The sequence below is a fragment of the Novosphingobium sp. BL-S-34 genome (assembly GCF_056857015.1).
On sequence record NZ_CM166473.1, the window covers coordinates 2,073,588 to 2,097,549 of the forward strand.

Here is a 23,962-nt window from a genome sequence, read left to right on the forward strand (position 1 = left end):
CGGCCGGAGCTATCGCGGCGGAGGAAACTCAGTCGTTCTTGTCGGGACGGCCGGAGCCGACGTCGTCGCGCGGCTTGCCCTTGGCGGTGCGCTGGGACTGCGCATTGGCGCCCGACAGCACCGGGCCGCAGGCGGCGGACTTGGCATCCCCCACGTCCACAAAGGCGAGTAGCCCCGCCACCGGCGTCGCCGCCACGGCCAGTCCAAGACCCACTCCGGCGCGGCCGAGCAATTGCGGGCTGATCACTTGGAGGGAGGGATTGGCGAAGCGGCCGCCGATGCCGACGGGCGACTGCCCGGAAAACAGGCTGAACTTCTTGCCATCCGCGCGGAATCCCATGTCGAGCGCCTCGGTGTCGAAGCTGAAGCCGCCGCGCCCGGTGATGACGTTCTTCGACGTGTCGATCAGGATCGGGTCGGCCGCCGCCGTGCCGCCTCGCACCGTGAAGGCCACCAGGCCGCAGTTGAGCTGAACGGGCTTCTTCAGCTTGCCCTCGAACATCTTGGAGGCGAACGTGCCGAGGTCCAGCTCGGCCAGCTGCACGTTGCGCGTCCAGAACGTACCGCGGGGCATGATGAAGGCGATCCGGCCCGATGCCGAAGCGAGCGAATCGTGGATCGTGTCGCCGCGGCCTTCCAGCTTGATGCGGCCGCCGATCGTGCCGGTCGTGCCTGATTCCACCACGCCGTAGCCGGCCAGCAGACGGCCCATCGGCGTGGACTTGAGGCGAATGTCGTAGCTTACGGCCGAGGGGCGCTGACGCGTGTCGAACACCAGGTCCGAGGCGACATCGCCGCGCGCCATCGAGAATGTCAGCGGCGACAGGGCCAGTCGTCCCCGGTCGAGCGAGAGCTTCAGGGCGATGTTCTGCACCGGCACATTGCGTGAGCGGACCACGCCGACCTTCCAGTCCAGCCCGGCGTCGAAGCGCTGCATCGTCTCCACCGGCAGGGCGGCGTCCGGCAGGACGCGCTGGGCGCCCGCCCCGGTGGCGGCGGCTGCGGCCACGGCGCCTTTCGATGCCACGATGTCCGGGTTGTAGCCGATGAACGGCGCGGCATCGACGATGTCCAGCCGCCTGGTCGCCAGCACGGCATCCAGCCGCAGCCGCTCGGCATTGGTCACCGTCAGCTTGCCCGAAAGGTCGGACTGGCCGAACGTGCCGGTCATGCCGGTGAAGCGATAGGTCTCCCCGTCCTTCACCAGCTGCGCTTTCAGTGCGTAGCGGCGGGTCTGGGGAATGGCGACGTCGATGATGCCCAGCAGTTCGGACAAGTCGCGCCCGCGGGCGCGGACCTTGAGCGGCACGTCCTCGAAATCGGCGATGGAGGGGAGGGTGCCCGAGACGTCGACCTGGTTGTTCGCCGCCCAGGCCGTGAGTTCCAGCGCGTTGCTGCCGCGATTGACGGTGGCGTCGGGGGAGAGCAGCCGGGCGCTCACGCGGAACGGGGTGCTGCGCAAGGTGCCGTCGCCGCGCAGCGAGACAGCCTTGCCGATCTTCGCATCGGTGGAAGTGACGGGATCGACCACGAGATTGGCAAGCAGCGGCATCTGCGGGTCGAGATAGCGGACGCGGGTGTCCGATATGGTGGCGCGGTCGATCCGGGGGAACTCGAAGGGCTTGCCCCCGCCGCCGCTGCCGAAAGTCCAGCTGTTGCGGCCATGGGCCTTGTCCCATTCGAGGTCCACGGCGCCGCCCTGAAGGTCCAGCGTATGCACGTGGCGACGGCCGAACAGCAAGGAAAGCGGGGCGATCCGCGCCTCGATATGGCGGGCGGCGAACATCTGCGGGCGGCCCGCCCATTCCGGGTTGGAGACGCTCAGGCCATCGGCCAGGAACTTGATGCGCAGCGGTGCGAAGAAGAGCTGGAAGTCTCCGCCCACCCGCACCTGCCGCCCGGCGGCCGAGCTGGCGATGCGTTCGAAGGGGTGCTTCAGGAACCGGCCCTTGGTGATGAAGAGGACCAGCCAGGCCGCGAATACCAGCGCGACGATCGCGATCAGCACATTGCGCAGGATGCGCAGCAGACGGGTGCGATCCGGCCGCTTGCCCGGGGGGCGATGCCCCGTCTCTTCCCGTGCATGGTCCTGCACATCGATCTGCGCCGCTGCATCCATGTGGGCCTAAGCGCCGACGGGCCGTTTGGTTTCCCGGCAAGGCGCAAGTCCCGCACGTCCCGGCGAAAAATCCCCGAAAAAGCCCAATGGGGCGGAGGGAACGGCACGTCATACCTTGGCATGGTTGCGCAGGCGCCGAAAACTGTCAGCTTCGTGGCACCCTTCGCCGGGAGAGGGGTTTGAACCCTTCGGTGCCCCATTCGATGTCCCGACACGAGGTGAAACATGGCCAGGAACGTTGCCGAACAATTCATTGCCACGCTGGAAGCCGCCGGTGTCAAACGAGTCTACGGTGTGGTCGGTGACAGCCTCAACGGGCTGACCGATGCCATCCGCGCCCATGGCCGGATCGAATGGATCCATGTTCGCCACGAGGAAGTGGCCGCCTTCGCCGCCGGCGCCGAGGCTCATCTGACCGGCAGCATCGCGGTCTGCGCGGGAAGCTGCGGGCCGGGCAACCTGCACCTCGTCAACGGCCTGTTCGACTGCCACCGCTCCCGCGTGCCGGTGCTGGCCATCGCCGCCCAGATCCCTTCGCCCGAGATCGGCTCGGGCTATTTCCAGGAAACCCATCCGCAGGAGCTGTTCCGCGAGTGCAGCCATTACTGCGAGCTGGTTTCCGATCCTTCGCAGATGCCGCGCAGCCTGGAAATCGCGATCCGCACCGCCATCGGCGAGCGGGGCGTCTCCGTCCTGGTCATCCCCGGAGACGTGGCGCTGAAGCCCGCCGCCAACGAGGCCTGGCCCAAGCCGCTGGGCCTGCTGCCCAAGCCGCCGGTGGTCGTGCCCGAAGAGGCGCAGCTCGATGCCTTGGCGGCCATGCTGGAGCCGGACAAGCGCGTGACCCTGCTCTGCGGCTCGGGCTGCGAAGGCGCACACGACGAACTCCTGGCGCTGGCGGAAAAGCTCAAGGCGCCGATCGTCCACGCGCTGAAAGGCAAGGAGCACGTCGAGTACGACAATCCCTACGACGTGGGCATGACCGGGCTGATCGGCTTCTCCTCCGGCTACTACGCGATGATGGATACCGACATCCTGTTGATGCTGGGGACGGACTTTCCCTATCGCCAGTTCTACCCCACCGGCTCCGATGTGCGGACCCTGCAGGTCGACATCCGGCCCGGCCAGCTCGGCCGCCGGGCCTCTCTGGACTTGGGCGTGGTGGGAGACGTGGGGGCGACGATCCGCGCGCTGCTGCTGCGCCTGCCGGACAAGCCGGATCGCAAGCACCTGGACAAGGCGGTCGAGCACTATCGCCGCACCCGCAAGGACCTGGACGGGCTGGCCGAAGGCAAGCCGGGCAAGACGCCGATCCATCCGCAGCAAGTGGCCAAGGCGCTCAGCGACCTGGCTTCCGAGGATGCCGTGTTCACCTTCGATGTCGGCCTGCCCACAGTATGGGCGGCGCGCTACTTGCGGATGAACGGGAAGCGGCGGCTGATCGGCTCACTCTGGCATGGCTCCATGGCCAATGCCATGCCGATGGCGCTGGGCGCGCAATGCGCCTTTCCCGGTCGGCAGGTGATCTCGCTATCGGGGGACGGCGGGTTCGCCATGCTGATGGGAGACCTGCTGACGCTGCGCCAGTACCGCCTTCCCGCCAAGATCGTGGTCTTCAACAACGGCACGCTGGGCTTCGTGGAAGTGGAACAGAAGTCCACCGGCTTCCTGCCATTCGGCACCGAACTCGACAATCCGAACTTCGCGGCCATGGCCGAGGCGATCGGCATCAAGGGAATCCGGCTGGAAGACCCGGCCGACGTCGAATCCGGCCTGGCCGAGGCGCTGGCCCATGACGGCCCGGTGCTAGTCGATGCCGTGGTCGCCCGGACCGAGCTGCCGATCCCGCCCAAGATCAATGCCGAGATGGCCAAGGGTTTCACGCTCTACATGCTGCGGGCGGTGATGAGCGGTCGCGGCGACGAGCTGGTCGATCTGGCGCGTACCAACCTCTGGCATTGACTGGGCGTCGCTGCGGCCGGCGCGGGAACGCCGGCCGCCCGGCGCGCCATCAATAGACGCAGATCTTGCGGCTGGCACCCTGGACCCAGCAGGCGGGATCGCGCGGGCTGCGCGTGAAGGCGCCTTGCGGCACCATCCGCGCGCCGTTGTCGTAGTCCACCGTGATGCGGTTCGGCGCCGTCTTGTCCGCGTAGTAGGCGCGGCCTTCCACGTCGATGGCGAAGCTGCCGTCGCCGTTGCGGGGATAGAAAGTGCAGACCTTGCGCGGATCGCCGTCCAGCACGCATTGCGCCGGGCGGCCCTTGCTGACGGTGCCGCCGTCATAGTCCGCCACCGGCTTCAGCGGCCTGCCGACATGGAGTTCGTTGCCGTGGCTGTCCTTCACTTGCGCGCCCGCGGGTGCCGAAAGGGCGGCGGCCAGGGAGAAGGTCAGGGCCGGAAGGCGAAGCGCGCGCATGATGATTCTTTCAAGTTTCAGGGGCAGGTTTCAGGGGCGAAATTCAGGGGCCGGATACAGAAGGTTGACCTTCGCTGATCGCATCCCGGCAGCGCCGCGGGCAAGGGGTGAACGGGAAATGTCATGATCGGTGCGTGCCGGAAGGCCGCCGCTGTTTGCGCGGCGTTCGGCGCGCCCTGGCGAAACCGTGCTTGGCCTGGTTGCCAAGCTCCTCTAAGGGGCCGGGCCAGTGGCCGCTCGGGGACCGGGATCGGCCCTGTGTGGCAGGTTTCGGACAGGCCCCGGGCGCGACCAGCAGGAATTTTCGGATGACGGTTTTCAGATGATAGGTGCAAAAGACCTGATCCAGCTCGGCACGCTGGTGGCCGCGCAGCACGGCTGGGCCGCGGCCAAGGCGTTCAAGGCCTACGAGATGCCGGATGGCGACAAGGCCCGGCTGGCGGCCTGCGCGGTGGAGATCCTGAAAGTCTTTCCCAAGGCCGCGAGCGAGGATCGCGCGGCTTCTGCCTGGCTGAGCGCGGCGCTGGCGGTACAGCTCGAACGGCACCTTGCCGCGCCCGTGCAGGTGGTGGCTGGGGTGCTCTCGGTTGATGGAACGCCGGTTCATGGCCGCCGCGATCCGGTGGACGGCCCCGCCGTATTCGGCGCCGAGAACCTGCACTGGAGCGGGCACGTCTGGGTCATGGTCGGGCCTTACGTGGCCGACATCGCCATCTTCCGTGAGGCTGCTTCCGCCAACTGTCCGGCCGAACTGGCGCGCCACGTCCATTCGGTGTTCGGACCGGACAAGGGCCTCTACGTCGATCACTGGCGGCGCACCACGCGCTCGGGCCTGGGCTACGAGCCGCAATATGTCCTGAGCAGCGAGGAAGTGACGCGGCTGATGGGCGGCGCCTACCGGCTGATTTCGCCGGCCTGATTTCCGGAAGACCGATCGCCGGCGGCCAGCAGGCGGCGCACCAGCCCGTCCAGGGTCAGCCGCTCGGCGTGCGGCGTCAGGGCTAGGGCGGCCTCGGGCATGACCGGATAGGCGGCCTGTGCGGGGTCCTGCACGATGGCCATGCCTCCGGCCGCGGCCACGGCGGCCAGGCCCTCGGCGCCGTCATGGTTGGCGCCGGTGAGCACGGCGCCGATCAGCCCCGGGCCATAGGCATCGGCGGCGCTTTCGAAGAGCACGTCGATCGAGGGGCGGGAAAACTGCACCGGTCCCTCCACCGAAAGCGAGATCGTGCGATCCGCCTCCACCAGCATATGATAGTCCGGCGGGGCGAAGAGGATCGTGCCCGGCGCGGCCGGTTCCTTGTCGTCGGGCTCGTGCACGTCGAGCGGGCAGCGGGTCGCGAAAAGCGAGGCCAGCACGTTGCGACGCTGGGGCGGGACATGGACGACGACCAGCACCGGCAGCGGATAACCGCGCGGAAGCTGCGGCAGCACATGCAGCAGCGCTTCCACCGCGCCGGCCGAAGCCCCGATGACCACCGCACGCGGCGCGCTCGGGGCGCTTTCGGTCATGGATCGCGCCTCTGGTAGATCTTCTCCTCGCGCACGAAAGCGCTGAAGGCCCCGGCATATTGCGAGAAGCGCAGGCTCTCCCGCGCGCCCAGCCCCAGGAAGCCCTTGCGTGCCAGCGATTCCCGGAACAGTCCCACCGCGCGGTCCTGCAATTCCCGGTCAAAATAGATCATGACATTGCGGCAGGAGATCAGGTGCATCTCTGCAAAGACGGCATCGGTGACCAGGCTGTGGTCGGAAAAGACCACGCGGTCGCGCAGGCTCTTGTCGAAGACGGCGCGGCCATAGGCCGTGGAATAATAGTCGGAGAGCGAGGACTTTCCGCCCGAAAGCTGGTGGTTCTCGGTAAAGGCCCGGATCCGGTCGAGCGGGTAGATGCCGCGCGCGGCGGCGTCCAGCGCTTCCTGGCTGATGTCCGTGGCGTAGAACAGCGTCCGGTCCTCCAGCCCTTCCTCGCGGAACAGGATGACGAAGGAATAGAGCTCCTCGCCGGTGCTGGACCCTGCGATCCAGACTTTCAGCGAGGGGTAGGTGCGCAGATGCGGCACGACCTTCTCGCGAATGGCGCGGAAATAGGCGGGGTCGCGGAACAGTTCGCTGACCTGCACGGTCAGGAAGCCGAGCAGGCGCGTGACGATGGCGGGATCGCGCAGCATCCGGTCCTGCAGCGCCGAGAACGTCGGCAGGCCGAGCTGGTCGCGGGCCTGCCGCAAGCGCCGTTTCAGCGAGGCCTGGGCGTAGCCCCGAAAATCGTAGTGGTAACGGCTGTAGAGGGCCTCCAGCAGCAGGCGGATCTCGATATCCTCGATCTTCTCCTCCTGGATCCTGTCGTTCTCCATCACGATCGTCCCGCGCCTTGCTTCATCGCGGCATCCAGACCCGGACCAGCGAGAGCAGCTTGTCCACGTCCAGCGGCTTGGACATGTAGTCGTTGGCGCCCGCCTCGATGCAGCGTTCCTGGTCGTCGGGCATGGCCTTGGCGGTCAGGGTGATGATCGGCAGCTTGGCCCAGCGCGGGTCCTGGCGGATTTCGCGCGTGGCGGTGAGCCCGTCCTTCACCGGCATCATCACGTCCATCAGCACCAGGTCGATGCGGCGGCCGTCATCGCCGGACGAGCGGTCGAGCGCGTCGATCGCCTCCTGCCCGTTGCGCGCGATCTCCACCACCGCGCCTTGCGGTTCGAGGATGTTGGTGAGCGAGTAGACGTTGCGCACGTCGTCCTCCACCACCAGGATGCGCCGCCCTTCGAGGATCGCGTCGCGGTTGCGGGCCTGCTGGATCATGCTCTGCTGTTCTGGCGGCATTTCGGTGACGACCTGGTGCAGGAACAGCGACACTTCGTCGAGCAGGCGTTCGGGCGAGCGGGCGCCCTTGATGATGATCGAATCCGAATAGCGGCGCAGGCGTTGCTCGTCGTCCGGCGTCAGGTCGTGGCCGGTATAGACGATCACCGGTGGGAAGGCATAGGCGCCCTCGCGGCTGAGGGTTTCCAGCAGGGTGAATCCGCTGGCATCGGGCAGGGCGAGGTCCAGCACCATGCAGTCGAATGTCTGGCTGGCCAGCAGCTCCAGGCATTCGGCGGCAGTGGCGGCGGCCACGGTTTCGACATCGCCCGAAGTCAGCAGCCGCGCCACGGCGTCGCGCTGGACGGGGTCGTCCTCGACGATGAGCACCCGGCGCGTGGAGGAATCGAGCTTGGCGGCCAGGGCCTGGAGCACGGCCGAAAGATCCTCGCGCTTCACCGGTTTCACCAGATAGCCGATGGCGCCCAGCGACAGGGCGGTTTGCGTATGGTCGGAACCCGACACGACGTGGACCGGGATATGGCGCGTCTCGACATCGCGCTTCAGGCGGTCGAGCAGGGCGAGGCCGGACTGGTCGGGCAGGCCGATGTCCAGCACGACGGCATGGGGAAGGAAGCTGCGCGCCAGTTGCAGCGCCTCTTCGGCGGTGCCGGAAACGAGGCACTGGAAGCCCATCTCCCGCGCCATGTCGCGCACGATGCCCGCGAAGGAGGAATCGTCCTCGACCACCAGCAGGACGCGCTGGGCCATGGCGGCCGTGTCGCGGTCGTCCTCGACCGGGCGCGGCAGGACGGCCGCGGCCGGTGCGCGCCCGGCGGGAGGCGTAGGCGGGGCCGGCTGGGGGGACGCCGCGAACTGGGACGCGGTGAATTGCGGCATGCCGGAAGGGGCGGGCGCGAAGACCGAGGGCAGCGCCGGTGCAAGGGCACTCGCGCTGCCCGGCCCGGCCTGCGCCGGGTCATGGGCGAGCGGCATGCGCAAGGTGAAGCGGCTGCCCTTTCCGGCCACGCTCGCCAGCGAGATCGCGCCGCCCAGCAGGCGGGCCAGCTCGCGTGAGATCGAAAGGCCAAGGCCGGTGCCGCCGTACTTGCGGTTCACCGTGCCGTCCGCCTGCCGGAACGCCTCGAAAATGGCGCGTTGCTGGTCTTCGGGAATGCCGATGCCGGTGTCGGTGACCGCCAGCAGCAGGGCATCGTCGCCGTCCGGCGCGATCTCCAGCCGCACGCTGCCCCCCTCGGTGAACTTGAAGGCGTTGGACAGCAGGTTCTTGAGGATCTGCTCCAGGCGCTGGCGGTCGGTATCGAGCGTGGCGGGGCAATCCGGGGCGATGCGGATCTCGAAGTCCAGCCCGCGCGTCTGCGCCACCGGCTGGAAGACCTGCCGCATGTCGCTGGCGAGCCGGTCCAGCAGAACCGTCTCGGGCCGGATCTGCAAATGCCCGGCCTCGATCTTCGAAAGGTCGAGAATGTCGTTGATCAGCGCCAGCAGATCGTTGCCGGACGCTTCGATGGTTCGGGCATATTGCACCTGCTCGCCCGAGAGGTTGGCGCGCGGATTGTCGCCCAGGAGCTTGGAGAGGATCAGCAGCGAATTGAGCGGCGTGCGCAATTCGTGGCTCATGTTGGCCAGGAAGTCGGACTTGTAGCGGCTGGCCTGCTCCAGCTCCTTTGCCTTCAGTTCGACCACGGCATTCGAGCGGGCCAGATCGTCGCGCTGGTGCTCAAGCTGCTGGGCCTGTTCCTCCAGCTGCGAGTTGGTCTGTTCCAGCTCGACCTGCTGGTGCTCCAGCCGCACTTGCGATTCGCGCAAGGCGCGGCCCTGTTCTTCCAGCTCTTCGTTGGAGACGCGCAGTTCCTCGCTCTGGACCTGGAGTTCCTCGGCATGGTGCTGCAAGTCGGCGCGGTAGCGGGCCGAGCGCAGCGCGACGCCCGCCGCGTTGGAAATCTCGCGCAGGAACGTCAGGACCTGGTCTTCCACCGGCTGGAGGAAGCCCAGCTCGATCACGCCGTGGACCGTTTCGTCCGCCACGACCGGGGCGATCAGCAGATGGCGCGGCTTGTCGCTGCCGAAAGTGGAGCCGATGGTGAGGTAGCTGTCGGGAATGTCGGCCAGGAGCACCGGCTCGCCATCCGCCGCGACTTGCCCCAGCAGGCCCTGCCGCAGCGAGAAGCGCTCGACGATGCCTGCATCCTCGGGCACGCCGTAAGCCGCGACCCGGCGGAAGTGATGGCCGTCCCCGGAAAACACCGCGCCTGCCTGCGCGCCCACGAAGCGGACCAGGAAGGCCAGGATGCTCTCGCCCAGTTGCTCCACCGGCTGGTCGCCCAGCACGGCGGAGGCCAGGCCGACCTGGCCGGATTGCAGCCACTCGCGCTGCCCCGCGGCAATCGCCGCGCGGCGGATCAGGAAGCCGATCACCAGGGTGAGGACGATGCCCAGGAGGCAGGAGGCCACGCCGCTCGACCAGGCCGACTTATAGGCCTGCTCCATTTCCGTGAGCCGCTCCTGCCGCAGCCGCGCCTCTTCCAGCTGCATCTGCGCGAGCTGGCTGCGGACCGCGTCCATCTCCACTTTGCCGCGATCCGAGGCGACCAGCAGCAGCGCGGCTTCGAGGCCGCCGTTCCTGCGCGCCTCGATCGTCTCCTTCAGCTCGGCCAGCTTGGCATCGATATGGCGGCGCAGCGGCTGGAGGCGGCTCTGCTGATCGGGATTGTCGCGGGTGAGCGCGGTGATCGTCTCAAGCTGCCCGCCGACATCGGCCAGGGCGCTGCGGTAAGGGTCGAGATAGCTCTCCCGCCCGGTCAGCAGGTATCCGCGCTGCCCGGTCTCGGCATCCTGCACCGCCGAAAGCAGGCCGTTCAGCGACACGATCACTTCGTGCGAATGGACGATCCTGGCGGCATCGTCGCGCAGCACGCGCACATTGAGGTAGGCCACCGTCCCGCTGGCCAGGAAGAACAGGATCGCGATCGCGAGGCCGAACGTCGTCTTGGGATCGAGACCGGGGCGCGACCGGCTTCGCAGGGAAGAACTGCCGAGAATCTGCTGGGCAGGATCGGTCTGCGGGAATGGTGAATTCATGGGCCTACCAGGAAAGGAGAGCGGAACCTCCCGCTTGCGGCGAAATACGCCAGCGATCAAGGCGTTCCGTCACCAGATGGAAATCCTGAGCGCAATCTCCGCGCTTCCACGGCGGCAGGTGGCCGCAATTCGGGCGAAACCCTTCGGATTCTCCCCGGCCGGGCGTCACCCGGCGCCAGTCACTCCTTCAGGCCAAGGCCCTTCAGCGCCGCGAAGGGGCCGCTGTCTTCGGGCGTGCCGATTCCGGCGGCCTTGCGCGCGGCATCGGCTTCCGGCCCGGTCAGGAACGGATCGATGGCCAGCGCAAGGCTCTGCGCCACCGCTTCGCCGAGGTCGATATGGCTGCCGGTATATTCGACTTCGTCGCAATCGTCCGAATCGAGTTCGATTTCCTCGTCCGGCGTATGATCGCCGGCCTGGGGAACGAAGCGGAAGTACACCGGCTCGTCCAGCGATACGGCGATATCCTCGGCCGAAACGGCGCAGGCCTGGATGTAGTCCGCCTTGATCCGGCCGCGCCCTTCGACCTTGCGATCACGGCGTTCCAGTTCGATGTCGGCGGCGAGCCGGTCGATCCGCACGAGACCGAAACGCACCGCCAGCGCGGCGCGCTCGGCCGCGTCGGCTTCGACGCGGTGGGCGGCTTTGACTTCGGCTTGGCGGATGTCGAGGCTGCGGGAGAATTCGGGCTTGAAGGCAGGGGTGTCGGTCATCGCGCAATGCTCGCGTTCATGAGGTCGGGATCGGAAACGGCGTCGAGCTGGTGCGCCAGCGCCTTCACATGGGCGGCAAGGGCCAGGCGGTCGGCGCCCTCGATCAGCGTCACGTTGCGGCCGAGGACTTCGGCCAGCGCTGCGCCGCCTTGCGGCAGCGCTTCACGAAGCGCGCCGATGCGGCCGCCGAGCACGCTCATCAGCTTGCCCATGCGCTTGCCGACCACCAGGTCGCCCACGCCGGACTGGCGCAGCTGGCCGTCCATGTCGTCCACGAACAGCTCGGTCAGATGGACCGAGGGGGTGATGAGCGCGCCGTCCCGTTCCATCCGCAGCATGACGAGCGCCAGCACCAGCGTGACCGCATCGAAGCGGCCGGCCACGGTATCGGCCACGCCGAACTGCGCATACCAGGGCTTTTCGCGGGCGATTTCCACCACCCGGTGCCAGAGCGGACGGACTTCAGCGCGAGGGTCGGAACTCTTGCCGACGAGACGGGAAAGCAAGGACACGGACAGTCTGACCTTTCGTTCATCGGCAATTCAATCGACCTGCCCCAACGCCCATTGCGTGACGGGCTGGCGGGCTCTAAGGCTCGGTGCCGTTATCTGGCCGATATATGGGCCCTGCGCCGGGTGGCAATGCCCGAACCAGGCCTCGGCCCCGAATGGAGTGGGAAAATGCGCAGTTACGGTCACATGGCTAAGGCGGCAGGCATCGCGCTGGCGCTGGCTGCGCTGACGGCAGGATGCACGTCGGTCCGCGACCATCGCGGTTACCTGATCGACCAGACGCTGCTCGATTCGGTGCAGCCCGGCATCGACAACCGCCTCTCGGTGGAAAAGACGCTCGGCCGCCCGACGTTCGTCAGCCAGTTCGGCGAGAAGGACTATTACTACATCTCGCAGACGGTGAAGACCCCACCGTTCCGCCGTCCGCAGACCTCGGAGCAGACCGTGCTGCGCGTGCGCTTCGATCCGGCCGGCAATGTCGTCGGCGTCGACAAGCGCGGCATGGAGCAGGTGGCCCGCATCAACCCGAACGGCGACACCACGCCGACCCTCGGCCGTCACCGCGGGTTGCTGGAAGACCTGTTCGGCAACATCGGCGCCGTTGGCGCTGGCGGCATGGGCGGTGCCGGTACCCAGCCCACGGGCCCCGGACCCAACGGCAGCTGATTCCAGATGGAGAGAGGGCGGTCACGAGATCGCCTGCAAAACGTCCGTGAGACCGCATATCGGTTTCGCGGACGTTTTTTGTTGTTTCGGGCGCGCGGGTGGTTGCGCCTTACCCGCTTGAACCCTGAGAATGCCGACATATATCCCGCGGCATGGATAATAGCGGGGCTAGCCACGGCCTGATCCAGTGGCACGGTACGACGATCATCGGTGTGAAGAAGGGCGACAAGACCGTCATCGCCGGTGACGGTCAGGTTTCCATGGGCAACACGGTGATGAAGCCCAATGCGCGCAAGGTGCGCCGCATCGGCGACGGCAAGGTGATCGCGGGCTTCGCCGGCGCCACGGCCGACGCCTTCACCCTGTTCGAACGGCTGGAGCGCAAGCTGGAGCAGCACCGCGGCCAGCTCATGCGCGCGGCCGTCGAACTCGCCAAGGACTGGCGTACGGACAAGTACTTGCGCAATCTCGAAGCGCTGATGATCGTGGCGGATGCCGATACCCTGCTGGTGCTCACCGGCAATGGCGACGTGCTGGAGCCCGAAGGCGGCCCCGAAAGCCAGATCACCGCGATCGGCTCCGGCGGCAACTATGCCCTTGCCGCTGCGCGCGCCATCGACAGCTACGAGGACGACGCCGAGAAGATCGCGCGCCGCGCCATGGCCGTCGCCGCCGACATCTGCGTCTTCACCAACGACCGCGTGACGGTCGAGACCATCTGAGCTTCCAGGACACTATGAAAAACAACCTGACCCCCAAGGCCATCGTCCGCGCGCTAGACGCGCATATCATCGGCCAGAGCGAGGCGAAGAAGGCCGTCGCCGTGGCGCTGCGCAACCGCTGGCGCCGGCAGAAGCTCTCGCTCGACTTGCGCGACGAGGTGACGCCGAAGAACATCCTCATGATCGGCCCGACGGGGTGCGGCAAGACCGAGATCAGCCGCCGCCTGGCCAAGCTGGCCGATGCGCCTTTCGTGAAAGTGGAAGCGACCAAGTTCACCGAAGTGGGCTATGTCGGCCGCGACGTGGAACAGATCGCCCGCGATCTCGTGGAAGAGGCCATTCGCCTCGAAAAGGACCGCCGCCGCGATTCGGTGCGTGAGGCTGCCTCCAAGGCCGCGATGGAGCGCCTGCTCAATGCCCTGGTCGGCGAGGGCGCATCCGAGGCCACCCGCGCCTCGTTCCACCAGCGCATCACCGAAAACGCCATGAACGAGACCGAAGTCGAGATCGAAGTCGAGGACACGCCCTCGGCGCCGATGGAGATCCCGGGCATGGGCGGCTCGGTCGGCATGATCAACCTCTCGGATATCATGGGCAAGTTCGGCGGCCAGAAGCTGACGCGCCGCAAGATGAAAGTGCCCGACGCCTGGGACAAGCTGGTCGACGAAGAGTCGGAAAAGCGCATGGACCAGGACGACGTCGCCCGCACGGCGCTCGCCAATGCCGAGACCAACGGCATCGTCTTCCTCGACGAGATCGACAAGATCGCCGTTTCCGACGTGCGCGGCGGTTCGGTCAGCCGCGAAGGCGTGCAGCGCGACCTGCTGCCGCTGATCGAGGGCACCACCGTGGCCACCAAGTATGGCCCGATGAAGACCGACCATGTCCTCTTCATCGCCAGCGGCGCCTTCCACGTCGCCAAGCCGAGCGACATGCTGCCCGAACTCCAGGGACGCCTGCCGATCCGCGTAGAGCTGAAGGCGCTGACTGAGGAAGACTTCGTGCGCATCCTCTCGGAAACCCGCGCGAACCTGGTGGCGCAGTACAAGGCGCTGCTCGAAACCGAGGAAGTGACGGTGGAGATCACCACCGACGCCGTGCAGGAAGTGGCCCACATCGCCGCGCTGGTGAACGAGACTGTGGAGAACATCGGTGCCCGCCGCCTGCAGACGGTGATGGAAAAGCTCCTGGAGGAACTCAGCTTCGAGGCCGAGGACCGCAAGGGCGAAACCGTGGTCATCGACCGGACTTACGTTCGCGAGAAGCTGGAAGGCCTGGCCGGAAACGCCGACCTTTCGAAGTACATTCTCTGACCAGACCGTCGTCCCGGGCCCGGCCCGGGACGACTTCAGTTGTTCCTTGAATGTTCCGCCGAATCGATTAGCCTCCCCCGCATCAGAGGGAGATTCGCGATGAAGTTGGAAGGTGGATGCCAGTGCGGTGACGTGCGCTATGTCGTGGACGGAGAGCCGGAACACGTCGCGCTCTGCCACTGCGCCGATTGCCGCAAGTCCTCCGGCGCGCCGGTCGTGGCCTGGGCGGCCTTCAAGACGCCGGATTTCGCGCTGACAGCCGGAAACCCGTCGGTCTACAACTCCAGCGGCAGCGCCATGCGCCACTTCTGCCCCCGCTGCGGCACGGGCATTTCCTATACGAACGAAGCCTATCTTCCCGGTCTTGTCGACATCCAGGTCGCCACGCTCGACGATCCGGACGCTCTCCCGCCCCAGGCCCATATCCAGGTGGCCGAACGCGTGGGCTGGATGCAGCATATGGGTGAATTGCTGGAATTCGAGCGCTATCCGGGGTGATCGAACCGGACCTGGCCGCACCGAGGGCAGCTGACCTGGCGCTCGATCTGGCGCGGGATGGGGCCTGTCTCTGTCCTGGCGGCGCGCTTCCGATCCTGAAGGACTTGCAGGACGTGCTGGCGAAGTGGCCGGATGGCCGCGCGGGATGCCGCATCGCCGGGGATCCCGAGCTGGCCGAGATACTGTCGCCCAGAGGGCCGATCGGCGCCATCGTCGCCCGGCACCGAAGCCGGCCCGGGAAGCCGGTAAGGACCGTGCTGTTCGACAAGAACGACCGGGTGGACTGGTCGCTCGGCTGGCATCAGGACCGGACCATCGCCCTGCGCAGCCGCGCCTCGGCGCCGGGGTTCGGGCCATGGACGGTGAAGCAGGGGATCGACCATGTGGAACCGCCCTTCGCGGTGATCGAAGCCATGATGACCTTGGGGATTCACCTGGATCCGGTGGACGAGGACAATGCGCCCCTGCTGGTGGCGCTGGGCTCTCACCGGCTCGGCCGCATTGGGGTCGACAGGATCGGGGCCGTCGTGGACGAAGCGCCGATCCATGCCTGCCTGGCCGAGGCGGGCGACGTCTGGCTCTATCGCACGCCGATCCTCCACGCGTGCCATGCGGCGCGGCCGGGGCGGCGCAGGCGCGTGCTCCAGGTCGATTACGCGGCTGGGGACTTGCCAGCGGGGCTGGAGTGGTTAGGCATCTGATTCGCTGGAGCAGCTTCGGATCCGACCGACCGGCCGGGCTGCTCCAGCGGCGTGATTTGCCGCGTTTTCCGGGCCAGCGGGTGAATCCTCCCGGTAGAAACGCTCTAGCAAGAGAGAGATGCCAGGATGTACCAGACCCCCGAGGACCGCCCGATCTACCGCCTGCTCACCGGAGCTGACGACCGTGCCTTCTGCGAACGTGTGTCCGAAGCATTGGCGCAGGGATGGCGGCTCTATGGTTCGCCGTCGCTGTCGTGGGATACCGCCGAAAACTGCATGAAGGCGGCCCAGGCCGTGGTCTGGCACGAGGCCGACGTCGTCAAGGACTGAGGTTACAAGGAAGCGCTTTCAGGCGCCCATGGCGATGGGGTGAGCCGGCGCGGCCTTGCCGGCTTCCGGGCCGCCTGCGCCAGGAATGCTCTCATCCAGCGCCTCCTCAAGCTGGGCCAGATCGACACGGAACGGGCTTTGCTTGTGCCGGTAGATTTCGGCCCAGCCCTGATACTGGACATTCTCGTCGAAGCTCGGGATCAGCTGGACATAGCGGTCCACCTTGTGCCCGATCCCGATGGGAAAGTGATCGTGATAGACGCTGGGCGGCATGATCTCGATCACCCGGGAGGTGCGGGCTTTCAGCGCCAGATAGGCCAGCGCTGCCCCGTGGATGGCGACGACGTCGTCGGCCTCCTGCATCAGTGCGATCTGGTCCGGGATCGCGTGATCTTCCATGTAGACCACGGTGAAGCCCCGGGCCTCGAGCATGGCGTCCAGCTGCGCCGCATTGAGGGGCGACCTTGGGCCGCGGCGGGAAACGAACAGCTTGCGGCGGCCCGAGGGCGCGGCGCCGTGGTCGGTGTAGACTTCGCCGGTATAGCTGTAGAGCGGCGCGTCGAAATGCTCCTCGATCCCGAACTGTGACAGCCCGCGCGCCAGCCGGAAGCTGAGTTTCTCGCCCGACACCGGCCGATAGGTGCAGAGCGGATCGATCCCGAACTGCAGCAGCAATTCGCGAAAAGCCGGCTGTAGCGGGCGGAACACGAACGCGGCGTCCCCCACCGCGCGCCGGGCGGAAAGACACAGCGGGACGATGTCCATCAACAGGTGCGAGACGTTGTTGGGTTCTATGTGGCGGGTATCGAGGAACAGGCCCGCGTCGATCGGCTTGCCCCACCGGCCGATCGCGCGCTTGGCCAACGCGCGAGGACCGAAGCCGGCGAGATCGGCGGATCGTTTCGAGCAGGTCCGTTCCGACAGCAGGGTCAGTGCGCGGAAGTCCATCGGCCGGCACACTTCCAGCGTCAGGCGCCGCTCGCCGGCGAAGAGCCGCACTTCAACCGGCTCGCGCCGGGGCACCGGCTGGACGAAGTGCCTGACAAACGGGTCGGTGGTGGCGAGCATCTTTTCCCTGCCGATCGAATCCGCGCCGGATGCCGGCCGGTGGCGGGCATTTTTCCGGATCTCGTAGAAAGGGGCAATCCGAAGGTCGGCCCGGGGCTTTTCGGGAAGGGAAACGAGGGATGCCTGCGCCTTCAGGGCGCAGCGTGGGAAGAGCGGTTCGGGGTTAGTCCGGTCGAGGTGCCTGGTCGCGAATCGCGCCATCGGGGAGAGCGACTTGTACCTTCTCGGCGGAGACAGCCGCCACCGGGCGAACCGGCGCGGGTTCTTCCTGCGCGAGAACCGGGCCGGCGATCACGGCCGCAGGGATCAGGGGAGCCAGGGCCGCCATGTGCAGGAGGACGGCGGACATCGGTGGGATCTTCACGCGGGCAGGCTCCGGAGGATTGGACCCTTGCGCAACCCGCGAGGGCGGGCAAGGTTCCTGCCCGCCCTGCGCTATTCCGCCGCCTCGATCATCGCTTCGGCTTCCGCTGCCTGACGGGCCCACATCTCGGCATAGAGACCGTCCTGCCGCAGCAGTTCGGCATGGGTGCCGTTTTCGGACAGGCGGCCGTCGTTGAGCACCAGGATCCGGTCCGAATCCGAGATCGTCGACAGGCGGTGCGCGATCGAGAGGCTCGTGCGGTTTTCCGAGACGCGGTGCAGCGTGGCCAGGATGTCCTGCTCGGTGCGGGTGTCGAGCGCGGATGTCGCCTCGTCCAGCAGCAGGATCGGCGGGTTCTTCACCAGCGTGCGGGCAATGGCGACGCGCTGCTTCTCGCCGCCCGAGAGCTTGAGGCCGCGCTCGCCCACTTCCGTGGCGAAGCCTTGCGGGAGGCGGTCGATCAGGCCCATCAGCGCCGCGCCGCGAGCGGCCGATTCGATGTCCGCCTGAACCGCGTCGTCACGGCCGTAGCCGATGTTGTAGCCGATGGTGTCGTTGAACAGCACCGAATCCTGCGGGACGATGCCGATGGCGGCGCGCAGCGATTCCTGCGTGATGCCGGCGATGTCCTGGCCGTCGATGAGAATGCGGCCTTCCTGCGGATCGTAGAAACGGAACAGCAGCCGCGCGAGCGTAGACTTGCCCGCGCCGGAGGGACCGACGACGGCGAAGTTCTGGCCCGCCGGAACTTCGAACGTCAGGCCCTTGAGGATGCGGCGGTCGGGCTCGTAGCCGAAGACCACGTTGTCGAACACGATCGAGGGCCGCTGGATCACCAGCGCCGGGGCGCCGGGCCTGTCCGAGACTTCCTGCGGTTCGTCGAGCAGGCGGAACATCTCCGCCATGTCGATCAGGCCCTGCCGGATCGTGCGATAGACCATGCCCAGCATGTCGAGCGGGCGGAACAGCTGCGTCAGGTAAGTCTGCACGAAGACGAGCTGGCCGGCGGTATATTGCCCCTTGTACCAGCCCCACACGGTATAGCCGAGCGCGCCGGCCATCAGCAGGTTCACCACCACGCCTTGCACGATATTGAGCAGTCCCAGCGAATTCTCGCTCTTCACTGCCGCCACGGCGTAGGCCCGCGTCGCCTGCGCGTAGCGTTCCTGCTCGCGATGCTCGGCCGAGAAATACTTCACCGTCTCGTAGTTGAGCAGCGAATCCACCGCCCGCGCCAGCGCCTGCCCGTCCAGCCGGTTCATCTGTTCACGCAGCTTGGTGCGCCATTCGGTGATCGTGCGCGTCACCCAGATATAGGCGGCGATGGCCAGGGCCGTCGCGATCACGAGGCCGGGGCCGAAATTGATGTAGAAGATCACGGCCACGACCACGAGTTGCAGGATCGTGGGCGCGATGTTGAACAGCATGAAGTAGAGCATCGTGTCGATGCTCTTGGTGCCGCGCTCGATGGTCTTGGTCACTTCGCCGGTGCGGCGCGCCAGGTGGAAGCGTAGCGAAAGGCGGTGGAGCTGGCCGAACACGTTCTCGGCCAGTTCGCGCGTCGCGTCCTGGCCGACGCGCTCGAACACGATGTTGCGGAAGTTGTCGAAGGCGGTCTGGATCAGGCGGCCGGCCGCATAGCCCAGCACCATGAGCATCGCTAGTTGCACCAGCCTGGGGCCGGTGGCGCCCATCAGGTCTACCGCCCATTTCATCAGGTAGGGCAGCGCCAGTTGCGTTGCGGTGGACAGCAGGATGAACACGCAGGCCCAGACGATCCGCCAGCGCAGCGCCGGATTTCCGACGGGCCAGAGATAAGGCATGAAGCGCAGCAGGGTGCGCCAGCCATCGTGGCGGGCGCGCGAATCGGTGACGGCGGTGTCTGGCGGCATCGGCGCTATTTAGGGTGCCGGCGCCAATAGACAATCGCGGGGACGTGACAGGGGCCCGTGACGGGCGGGCGCGAGGCACTGCGCACCAGGCCAATCTGCGGCCGCGGGCAGGGCGTTACCCCCGCTCCGGGCATAATCCAGCCGCTCAGGACCCCTTGGGCATGTCGAACAGGATGCGCCGGGTGGAGAAGTCGATGGCGATCCGCTTGAACACCCGCAGTTCGCGCATGCCCAGGAAGATGGCGGGCCGCTTGCGCAAGTTCAGCTCCTTGAAAGCCGGCGCATCGGCGAAGGCGATCAGCACGTTGGAGATGTTCACGTCGTCGATCTGCAGCTTGCGGGCAAGGCCGAGGCCCGCGGGAAGCTCGTGGCCCGTCACGGAGAGCAGAGTGGTCTGGCCGGTGGACCTGTCGCGGATGGCGCGTTGCAGGGCGAGGTTGCCGATGGTGGAACTGGCACCGGTGTCGATCACCACATCGGCGCGGATACCGTCGATCAGGGCGTTGGTCATGATCAGACGCCCCGCCTTCTTGCGGGCGCGCACGATGATCTCGTAGCCGCTGCTGCCGCCCAGGCTCTGCGCATCGCCGATGGCGATGGTGTTCTTCGTGAAGTCGAGCACGACCCGCTGGTCCTGCAGGCTATCGGTGCCGACGATCCCGTCCGCGCCGATGTGCTGGCGTTCGAGCAGGGGCACGGTGAGGCCCGAATAGGATTTCAGCCCGATGTCGAGCGAGTCGAGCCGGGCGGTGGCGACGCTGCTCATGCCGCCCATGCTGATGACCCGCACGATCGGCCCCGGCACCAGTCCCAGCTTTCCCGCCAGCGCGGACGACACCACCGTGGTCTGCGAGCCGGTGTCGATGAGGAAGTTGTAGGGGCCGCGGCCCTCCACGCCCACCGAGACGGTCATGCGGTCATCATCGTCGGCCTGGCCCTGGATCGGCGCATCCATATCACTGTCGAAATGCTGCGGGCCGGGCTGCTTCGGGACCGGTTGCGGCAGTTGGACCGCGATCGGCTGGGACGGCGGGGGGAGAGGCTGTGCGCCCAGGATCGCCACTTCGGCGAAGATGAGCGTCAGCCCGAGGGCTGCTCCTGGCATCGTTCTCTCCTGCGCACCGCTATTTTGCGGATGTCGCAGGGTCGATCATATCACTCGGGCCGGGGCGACACCAATGTTTCCGCATGGCCGCCGTCCCGTTCCGGCGCATGCGGCAGTGCAGGGGAATCGAGAAAGAACGGGTCGTGCGCCGCCGAAACCTTGCGCATGAACCAGGCATCGCTCGCGGCCACTTCCGCGAGGTCCCTCGCGCCGAGCAGGCGCGGGCTGGACGAACCTTGCGGGAAACGGACGAAGCGTTGGTTGGCGGCGATCCGGTCGGGGAAGAAATGCGCGACCAGCGTGGGCACGACATGTTCGTCGCTGCAGAGCGTGCCCTTCAGGCGGCCGCTCCGCAGCAGCGGCGGAAGCTCGCGGGCCAGCATGTCGAGCGCATCGGCGGGAAGCGACCACCACTGCGAGCCATAGGCCCAGGTCCCGAAGGGCTGCGCGCGTTCGCGTCCCAGCTTGCCGCGCGTGCGGTCCAGCCAGCGCGCCAGGCGGCGAAGCTCCCAGGTGGCGGCATAGGCGAGCCGGTCCCGCGCGGGGTCGAGCCGCAGCCAGCGGGTGTCGAAACGATAAGTCTGCATGCGCTCGGCCATGTGGCCGGGCCGCAGTTCGACATGGCAGAGGTTCGCCCCCAGCACGCGCACCATGTCCGCGCGGGCTGCCACCGGCCAGTCGGTGCCGCTGAGCAGATGGGCGCGTTCGCAGCCGAGGCGGGTTGCCTCTCGTACCAGCTTCGCGGTGGCGGCCACCTGGCTCCAGTGACCCCAGCGCACGGCGACCGGGTCCGCCACCAGATGCACGCGTCCGGCGGGACCGGGCAGGCGCTTGCGCAAGGCGTGCCAGAGCGCCGAGCGGCGGTCGGCGTGGATCACCGCGAAATCCTCGGCGCTCGCGGCCAGCAGCGTTTCGATCAGGCGTTCGAGCTGCTCCGGCGCATCGTGGGCGAGCAGCAGGTAGGCCATTCTCACGGCCGGTCAGCCCGCCCGGCGCGACAGGATCGGGCGGGACAGCGCCTCGGCCATCATGCGCACTTCCTTCCAGGCCGGATGGCGCGTCGCCGCAAGGGCTGCCAGCCAGGCGAGAACGCCGGTGGCGCTGAGCACCAGCAGGGCGAGCAGGCCCAGCTCCATGCCTTGCCAGCGCGCGATCATCAGCGGCACGCCCGCGGCCAGCGCGCAGATACCGCTGCGGACGTAGACGTTCATCAAGGCCCCGAAGCGGAAGCCGATCAGCCGGCCGAGATAGACCGCGTAGATCGCCCACCAGACGAAGCCGTAGATCACGCGGCTCATGCCTGCGGCGTCGAGGCTGATGAAGCAGCCCGCGGTCAGGATCACCACGGCGGCGGACGTGTCGAGCAGATTGACCCAGACGAGCTTTCGGATCTGGCCCAGCAGCAGGGGCACGTCCATTTGCAGCGGGACGGCGACGAAGAAGATCTCCCCCAGCGCGGTCCAGCGCAGCAGCGGGGCGGAGCCGATCCAGTTGGGGCCATAGAGCAGCATGACCAGCGGCTCGGCCGCCAGGGCCAGGCCGATCATCGCCGCCCAGTTGAGCGCGGTATAGCAGGCCACGAGGTGGAGATAGGGCTCGGCGAGCGGCTCGCCCGCATCGCGCTTGCGGGCGAAGGCGGAGTAGAACACGCTGCCGATGGCGCCGGTCACCAAAGTGGTGAGCTGGCCGGCCAGGGCGCTGGCGCGGCTGAACAGGCCGGTGGCGGCGATCCCGAGCAGGCGGCCGACGATCAGGTCCTGCGAACGCTGGCCGATAGCGGCGCTGGCGCTCAGGACGAAGGACATCGAGCTGAACCCGAGCATGGGGCGCACCGATCCGGTGTCCTTCGGCAGGCGGGGACGGACGGGGCGATGGAGATTGGCGATGGCCGCGCGCGCCATGGCGGTGGCCAGCACGCCCCAGGCCAGCGAGGAGGCCCCGAAGCCGCAGGCGGCAAGGGCGATGGCCGTGCCGTTGCCGGCCAGTGCGCTGCCGGCGTTGACCTGGAAGAGCGTGCGGAAATTCATCTCGCGCACCAGCAAGGCTGCAGGAACGGTGGCGTAAGGCGTGATCAGGTAGGATGCCGCGATCAGCCAGAGCAGCGGCGCGATGGCCGGCTGGGCGTAGAAGTGCGCCACGATCGGCGCGGCCACGGCCACCACCACGGCCACCGTCCAGCCGATCGTCACGGCCACGGCGGCATAATGGGGCAGGGCCGCGGGGCTCATTTCCGGCTGGCCCGAGATGAAGCGGGTGATGCCTAGGTCCTGAAAGATCGAGACCAGCATGGCCGCCGCCAGCGCGATGGAGAACAGCCCGACATCGGCCGGCAGCAGGAACAGGCGCGAGATGACGATGCTCGCGACGAACTGGATGGTGAACGTCGCGTATTGGGCGGCAAGGGACCAGAGCGCGGCGCGGCGGACCGACATCGCGCTCAGTTCCGCGCCAGCGCGGCGGCAAGGCGCGCCGCGCGCAGGGGCTCGCCGAAGCGGAGAAGCCGGGCGACCGTACGCCACAGTCCATCGCGGCGTCCGCCCTCGCGCACATGGTCGAGGAGGATCTCGAAGCCGTCGTCCCGCATTGCGGCAGGCGACCAGCGCAGGCTCAGGGCCACACGCTCGCGCGCGGCCTGTGATACGCCGCTCCGCCCGAACAGTGCGTCGAGTTCGTCGATGGCGGGCAGGCGGGAGAGATGCTCGGTCGGATCCGGGCGTCCGTCCCGGCGCTCTTCCCAGGCCAGGCGCGCGATCACGGCCCCAATCTGCTGCTCGGTGGAATGGCGCGCGGATACCTGGTCGGGATAGCGGCGATAGCGCAGCAGGCGTTCGGGAATGTTGCCCATCCGGGTCACGCTGGAAAGCCTGAGCCAGAGGTCCAGGTCCTCGCAGTGGCGGAACGCGGCGTGATAGCCGCCGACGGAGAGCACCACGTCGCGGCGATACATCACTGCGGGATGGCAGATGAGCTGTTCGCCCTGCTCGATTGCCGCCAGCATTTCCTCGTGGACCAGCGGATGGTCTGCCCCGCTGCGCACCAGCGCTTCGCCGTGCTCGCCGATGTCCTCACTCCAGCTTCCGACGACGCCGTAATCCGGATGGTCGGTCAGGAAGGCGACCTGGCGGGCGAAACGCTCCGGGCGGCAGATGTCGTCGGCATCCATGCGGGCCACGAGCGGCGCCTGGGCCATGTCGAGCAATTGGTTGAGACTGGCGATCAGGCCGCGGTTTTCGCGGATCACCGGCCGAACGCGCGAATCGGCCTCGGCATATCGCCGGATGATCGCCGCCGAACCGTCGGTCGATCCGTCGTCCAGGATCAGCAGCTCGAAATCGGCAAAGCTCTGGGCAAGCACGCTCTCTATGGCGAGCGGCAGGAATCGCTCGCCATTGTAGACGCTCATGGCAACGCTGATCGCCGGTTTCGGCATGGACGCTTCGGAACTCCCTCTGGACGCGGCGGCAAATGGCCCGGCTGCTGCCTTATGCGAGGCCGGTAAAGAAAGCGTGAGGCGATTGTCCAAGGTCCCCCGCAGGGACAGGGAAATGGCCAGGGGTTGTTATCCCGCGATCCACCCCCATATTTGCCCGTGAAGAGGTCGAACCCACGGGAACCGCGGTAATTTCAGAAATGCCGTTTTTT

General features: G+C 67.3%; 22 protein-coding genes. 8 read left to right on the plus strand and 14 right to left on the minus strand.

Going from position 1 to position 23,962, the window contains the following annotated elements; all coding sequences use genetic code 11:
- Nucleotides 1–28 precede the first annotated feature (28 nt).
- Nucleotides 29–2,119 carry an AsmA family protein gene (locus AC1VV3_RS22785; RefSeq protein WP_482962593.1) on the minus strand — a complete coding sequence of 697 codons (2,091 nt, stop codon included), beginning with the start codon at nt 2,117–2,119 and terminating at the stop codon, nt 29–31.
- Nucleotides 2,120–2,344: 225 nt separating this feature from the next.
- Between AC1VV3_RS22785 and poxB the strand changes: the two genes are divergently transcribed.
- Entirely contained in the window at nt 2,345–4,081 is a 1,737-nt protein-coding gene (poxB, locus tag AC1VV3_RS22790) for a ubiquinone-dependent pyruvate dehydrogenase (protein WP_482962594.1), read from the plus strand.
- A gap of 49 nt (nt 4,082–4,130) precedes the next feature.
- On the opposite strand, the gene AC1VV3_RS22795 is transcribed toward poxB, so the two are convergent.
- A complete protein-coding gene (locus AC1VV3_RS22795) occupies nt 4,131–4,538 on the minus strand; it encodes a hypothetical protein (RefSeq protein WP_482962595.1) in 408 nt (135 codons plus the stop codon).
- 322 nt (nt 4,539–4,860) lie between these two features.
- On the opposite strand from AC1VV3_RS22795, the gene AC1VV3_RS22800 reads away from it, so the two are divergent.
- The gene (locus AC1VV3_RS22800) at nt 4,861–5,457 is read left to right on the plus strand and encodes a hypothetical protein (protein ID WP_482962596.1); all 597 of its coding nucleotides are present in this window, start codon (nt 4,861–4,863) and stop codon (nt 5,455–5,457) included.
- Here AC1VV3_RS22800 and AC1VV3_RS22805 read toward each other — a convergent pair.
- From AC1VV3_RS22805 to AC1VV3_RS22825, 5 genes are all read right to left on the minus strand, one after another.
- On the minus strand, nt 5,433–6,050 hold the full coding sequence (locus tag AC1VV3_RS22805; protein WP_482962597.1) for a chemotaxis protein CheB: 618 nt from the start codon (nt 6,048–6,050) through the stop codon (nt 5,433–5,435). The two genes, AC1VV3_RS22800 and AC1VV3_RS22805, sit on opposite strands and share 25 nt — an antisense overlap.
- The gene (locus tag AC1VV3_RS22810) at nt 6,047–6,889 is read right to left on the minus strand and encodes a CheR family methyltransferase (RefSeq protein ID WP_132270188.1); all 843 of its coding nucleotides are present in this window, start codon (nt 6,887–6,889) and stop codon (nt 6,047–6,049) included. The genes AC1VV3_RS22805 and AC1VV3_RS22810 overlap by 4 nt, the downstream gene beginning before the upstream one ends.
- 22 nt (nt 6,890–6,911) lie before the next feature.
- Nucleotides 6,912–10,436 (minus strand): response regulator, encoded by a 3,525-nt coding sequence (locus AC1VV3_RS22815; RefSeq protein ID WP_482962598.1) that lies wholly within the window; start codon nt 10,434–10,436, stop codon nt 6,912–6,914.
- Nucleotides 10,437–10,615: 179 nt separating this feature from the next.
- Nucleotides 10,616–11,149, minus strand: coding sequence for a YceD family protein (locus AC1VV3_RS22820; protein ID WP_134096315.1), 534 nt, complete (start codon nt 11,147–11,149; stop codon nt 10,616–10,618).
- On the minus strand, nt 11,146–11,661 hold the full coding sequence (locus AC1VV3_RS22825; RefSeq protein ID WP_482962599.1) for a ubiquinol-cytochrome C chaperone family protein: 516 nt from the start codon (nt 11,659–11,661) through the stop codon (nt 11,146–11,148). The genes AC1VV3_RS22820 and AC1VV3_RS22825 overlap by 4 nt, the downstream gene beginning before the upstream one ends.
- Nucleotides 11,662–11,829: 168 nt before the next feature.
- Between AC1VV3_RS22825 and AC1VV3_RS22830 the strand changes: the two genes are divergently transcribed.
- The 6 genes from AC1VV3_RS22830 to AC1VV3_RS22855 all read left to right on the plus strand — a co-directional run bounded on the left by AC1VV3_RS22830 (nt 11,830) and on the right by AC1VV3_RS22855 (nt 15,891).
- Nucleotides 11,830–12,327, plus strand: coding sequence for an outer membrane protein assembly factor BamE (locus tag AC1VV3_RS22830; RefSeq protein WP_243654483.1), 498 nt, complete (start codon nt 11,830–11,832; stop codon nt 12,325–12,327).
- A gap of 152 nt (nt 12,328–12,479) precedes the next feature.
- Nucleotides 12,480–13,049 carry an ATP-dependent protease subunit HslV gene (gene hslV / locus AC1VV3_RS22835; protein ID WP_132270196.1) on the plus strand — a complete coding sequence of 190 codons (570 nt, stop codon included), beginning with the start codon at nt 12,480–12,482 and terminating at the stop codon, nt 13,047–13,049.
- Nucleotides 13,050–13,063: 14 nt separating this feature from the next.
- Complete coding sequence (hslU, locus tag AC1VV3_RS22840; RefSeq protein WP_482962600.1) at nt 13,064–14,362, plus strand: ATP-dependent protease ATPase subunit HslU; 1,299 nt, start codon at nt 13,064–13,066, stop codon at nt 14,360–14,362.
- 99 nt (nt 14,363–14,461) lie between these two features.
- A complete protein-coding gene (locus AC1VV3_RS22845) occupies nt 14,462–14,860 on the plus strand; it encodes a GFA family protein (protein ID WP_482962601.1) in 399 nt (132 codons plus the stop codon).
- Nucleotides 14,857–15,561: a phytanoyl-CoA dioxygenase family protein gene (locus tag AC1VV3_RS22850; RefSeq protein WP_482962602.1), complete on the plus strand. Its 705-nt coding sequence runs from the start codon at nt 14,857–14,859 to the stop codon at nt 15,559–15,561. The genes AC1VV3_RS22845 and AC1VV3_RS22850 overlap by 4 nt, the downstream gene beginning before the upstream one ends.
- Nucleotides 15,562–15,687: 126 nt before the next feature.
- Complete coding sequence (locus tag AC1VV3_RS22855; protein WP_132270202.1) at nt 15,688–15,891, plus strand: DUF1737 domain-containing protein; 204 nt, start codon at nt 15,688–15,690, stop codon at nt 15,889–15,891.
- A gap of 18 nt (nt 15,892–15,909) precedes the next feature.
- Here the strand turns inward: AC1VV3_RS22855 and AC1VV3_RS22860 are convergent, their stop codons facing one another.
- The 7 genes from AC1VV3_RS22860 to AC1VV3_RS22890 form a co-directional block, all read right to left on the minus strand.
- Nucleotides 15,910–16,959, minus strand: coding sequence for a glycosyltransferase 61 family protein (locus AC1VV3_RS22860; protein ID WP_482962603.1), 1,050 nt, complete (start codon nt 16,957–16,959; stop codon nt 15,910–15,912).
- A 163-nt stretch (nt 16,960–17,122) separates the two neighbouring features.
- Nucleotides 17,123–17,308, minus strand: coding sequence for a hypothetical protein (locus AC1VV3_RS22865; protein WP_482962604.1), 186 nt, complete (start codon nt 17,306–17,308; stop codon nt 17,123–17,125).
- A gap of 86 nt (nt 17,309–17,394) precedes the next feature.
- Complete coding sequence (locus tag AC1VV3_RS22870) at nt 17,395–19,215, minus strand: ABCB family ABC transporter ATP-binding protein/permease (protein WP_482962605.1); 1,821 nt, start codon at nt 19,213–19,215, stop codon at nt 17,395–17,397.
- A gap of 145 nt (nt 19,216–19,360) precedes the next feature.
- The gene (locus AC1VV3_RS22875) at nt 19,361–20,320 is read right to left on the minus strand and encodes an aspartyl protease family protein (protein WP_134096320.1); all 960 of its coding nucleotides are present in this window, start codon (nt 20,318–20,320) and stop codon (nt 19,361–19,363) included.
- Nucleotides 20,321–20,370: 50 nt separating this feature from the next.
- Nucleotides 20,371–21,288: a beta-1,6-N-acetylglucosaminyltransferase gene (locus AC1VV3_RS22880; protein ID WP_482962606.1), complete on the minus strand. Its 918-nt coding sequence runs from the start codon at nt 21,286–21,288 to the stop codon at nt 20,371–20,373.
- Nucleotides 21,289–21,300: 12 nt separating this feature from the next.
- Nucleotides 21,301–22,752 carry an oligosaccharide flippase family protein gene (locus AC1VV3_RS22885; protein ID WP_132270213.1) on the minus strand — a complete coding sequence of 484 codons (1,452 nt, stop codon included), beginning with the start codon at nt 22,750–22,752 and terminating at the stop codon, nt 21,301–21,303.
- A gap of 5 nt (nt 22,753–22,757) precedes the next feature.
- On the minus strand, nt 22,758–23,750 hold the full coding sequence (locus AC1VV3_RS22890) for a glycosyltransferase (RefSeq protein ID WP_482962607.1): 993 nt from the start codon (nt 23,748–23,750) through the stop codon (nt 22,758–22,760).
- Between the last annotated feature and the right edge of the window lie 212 nt (nt 23,751–23,962).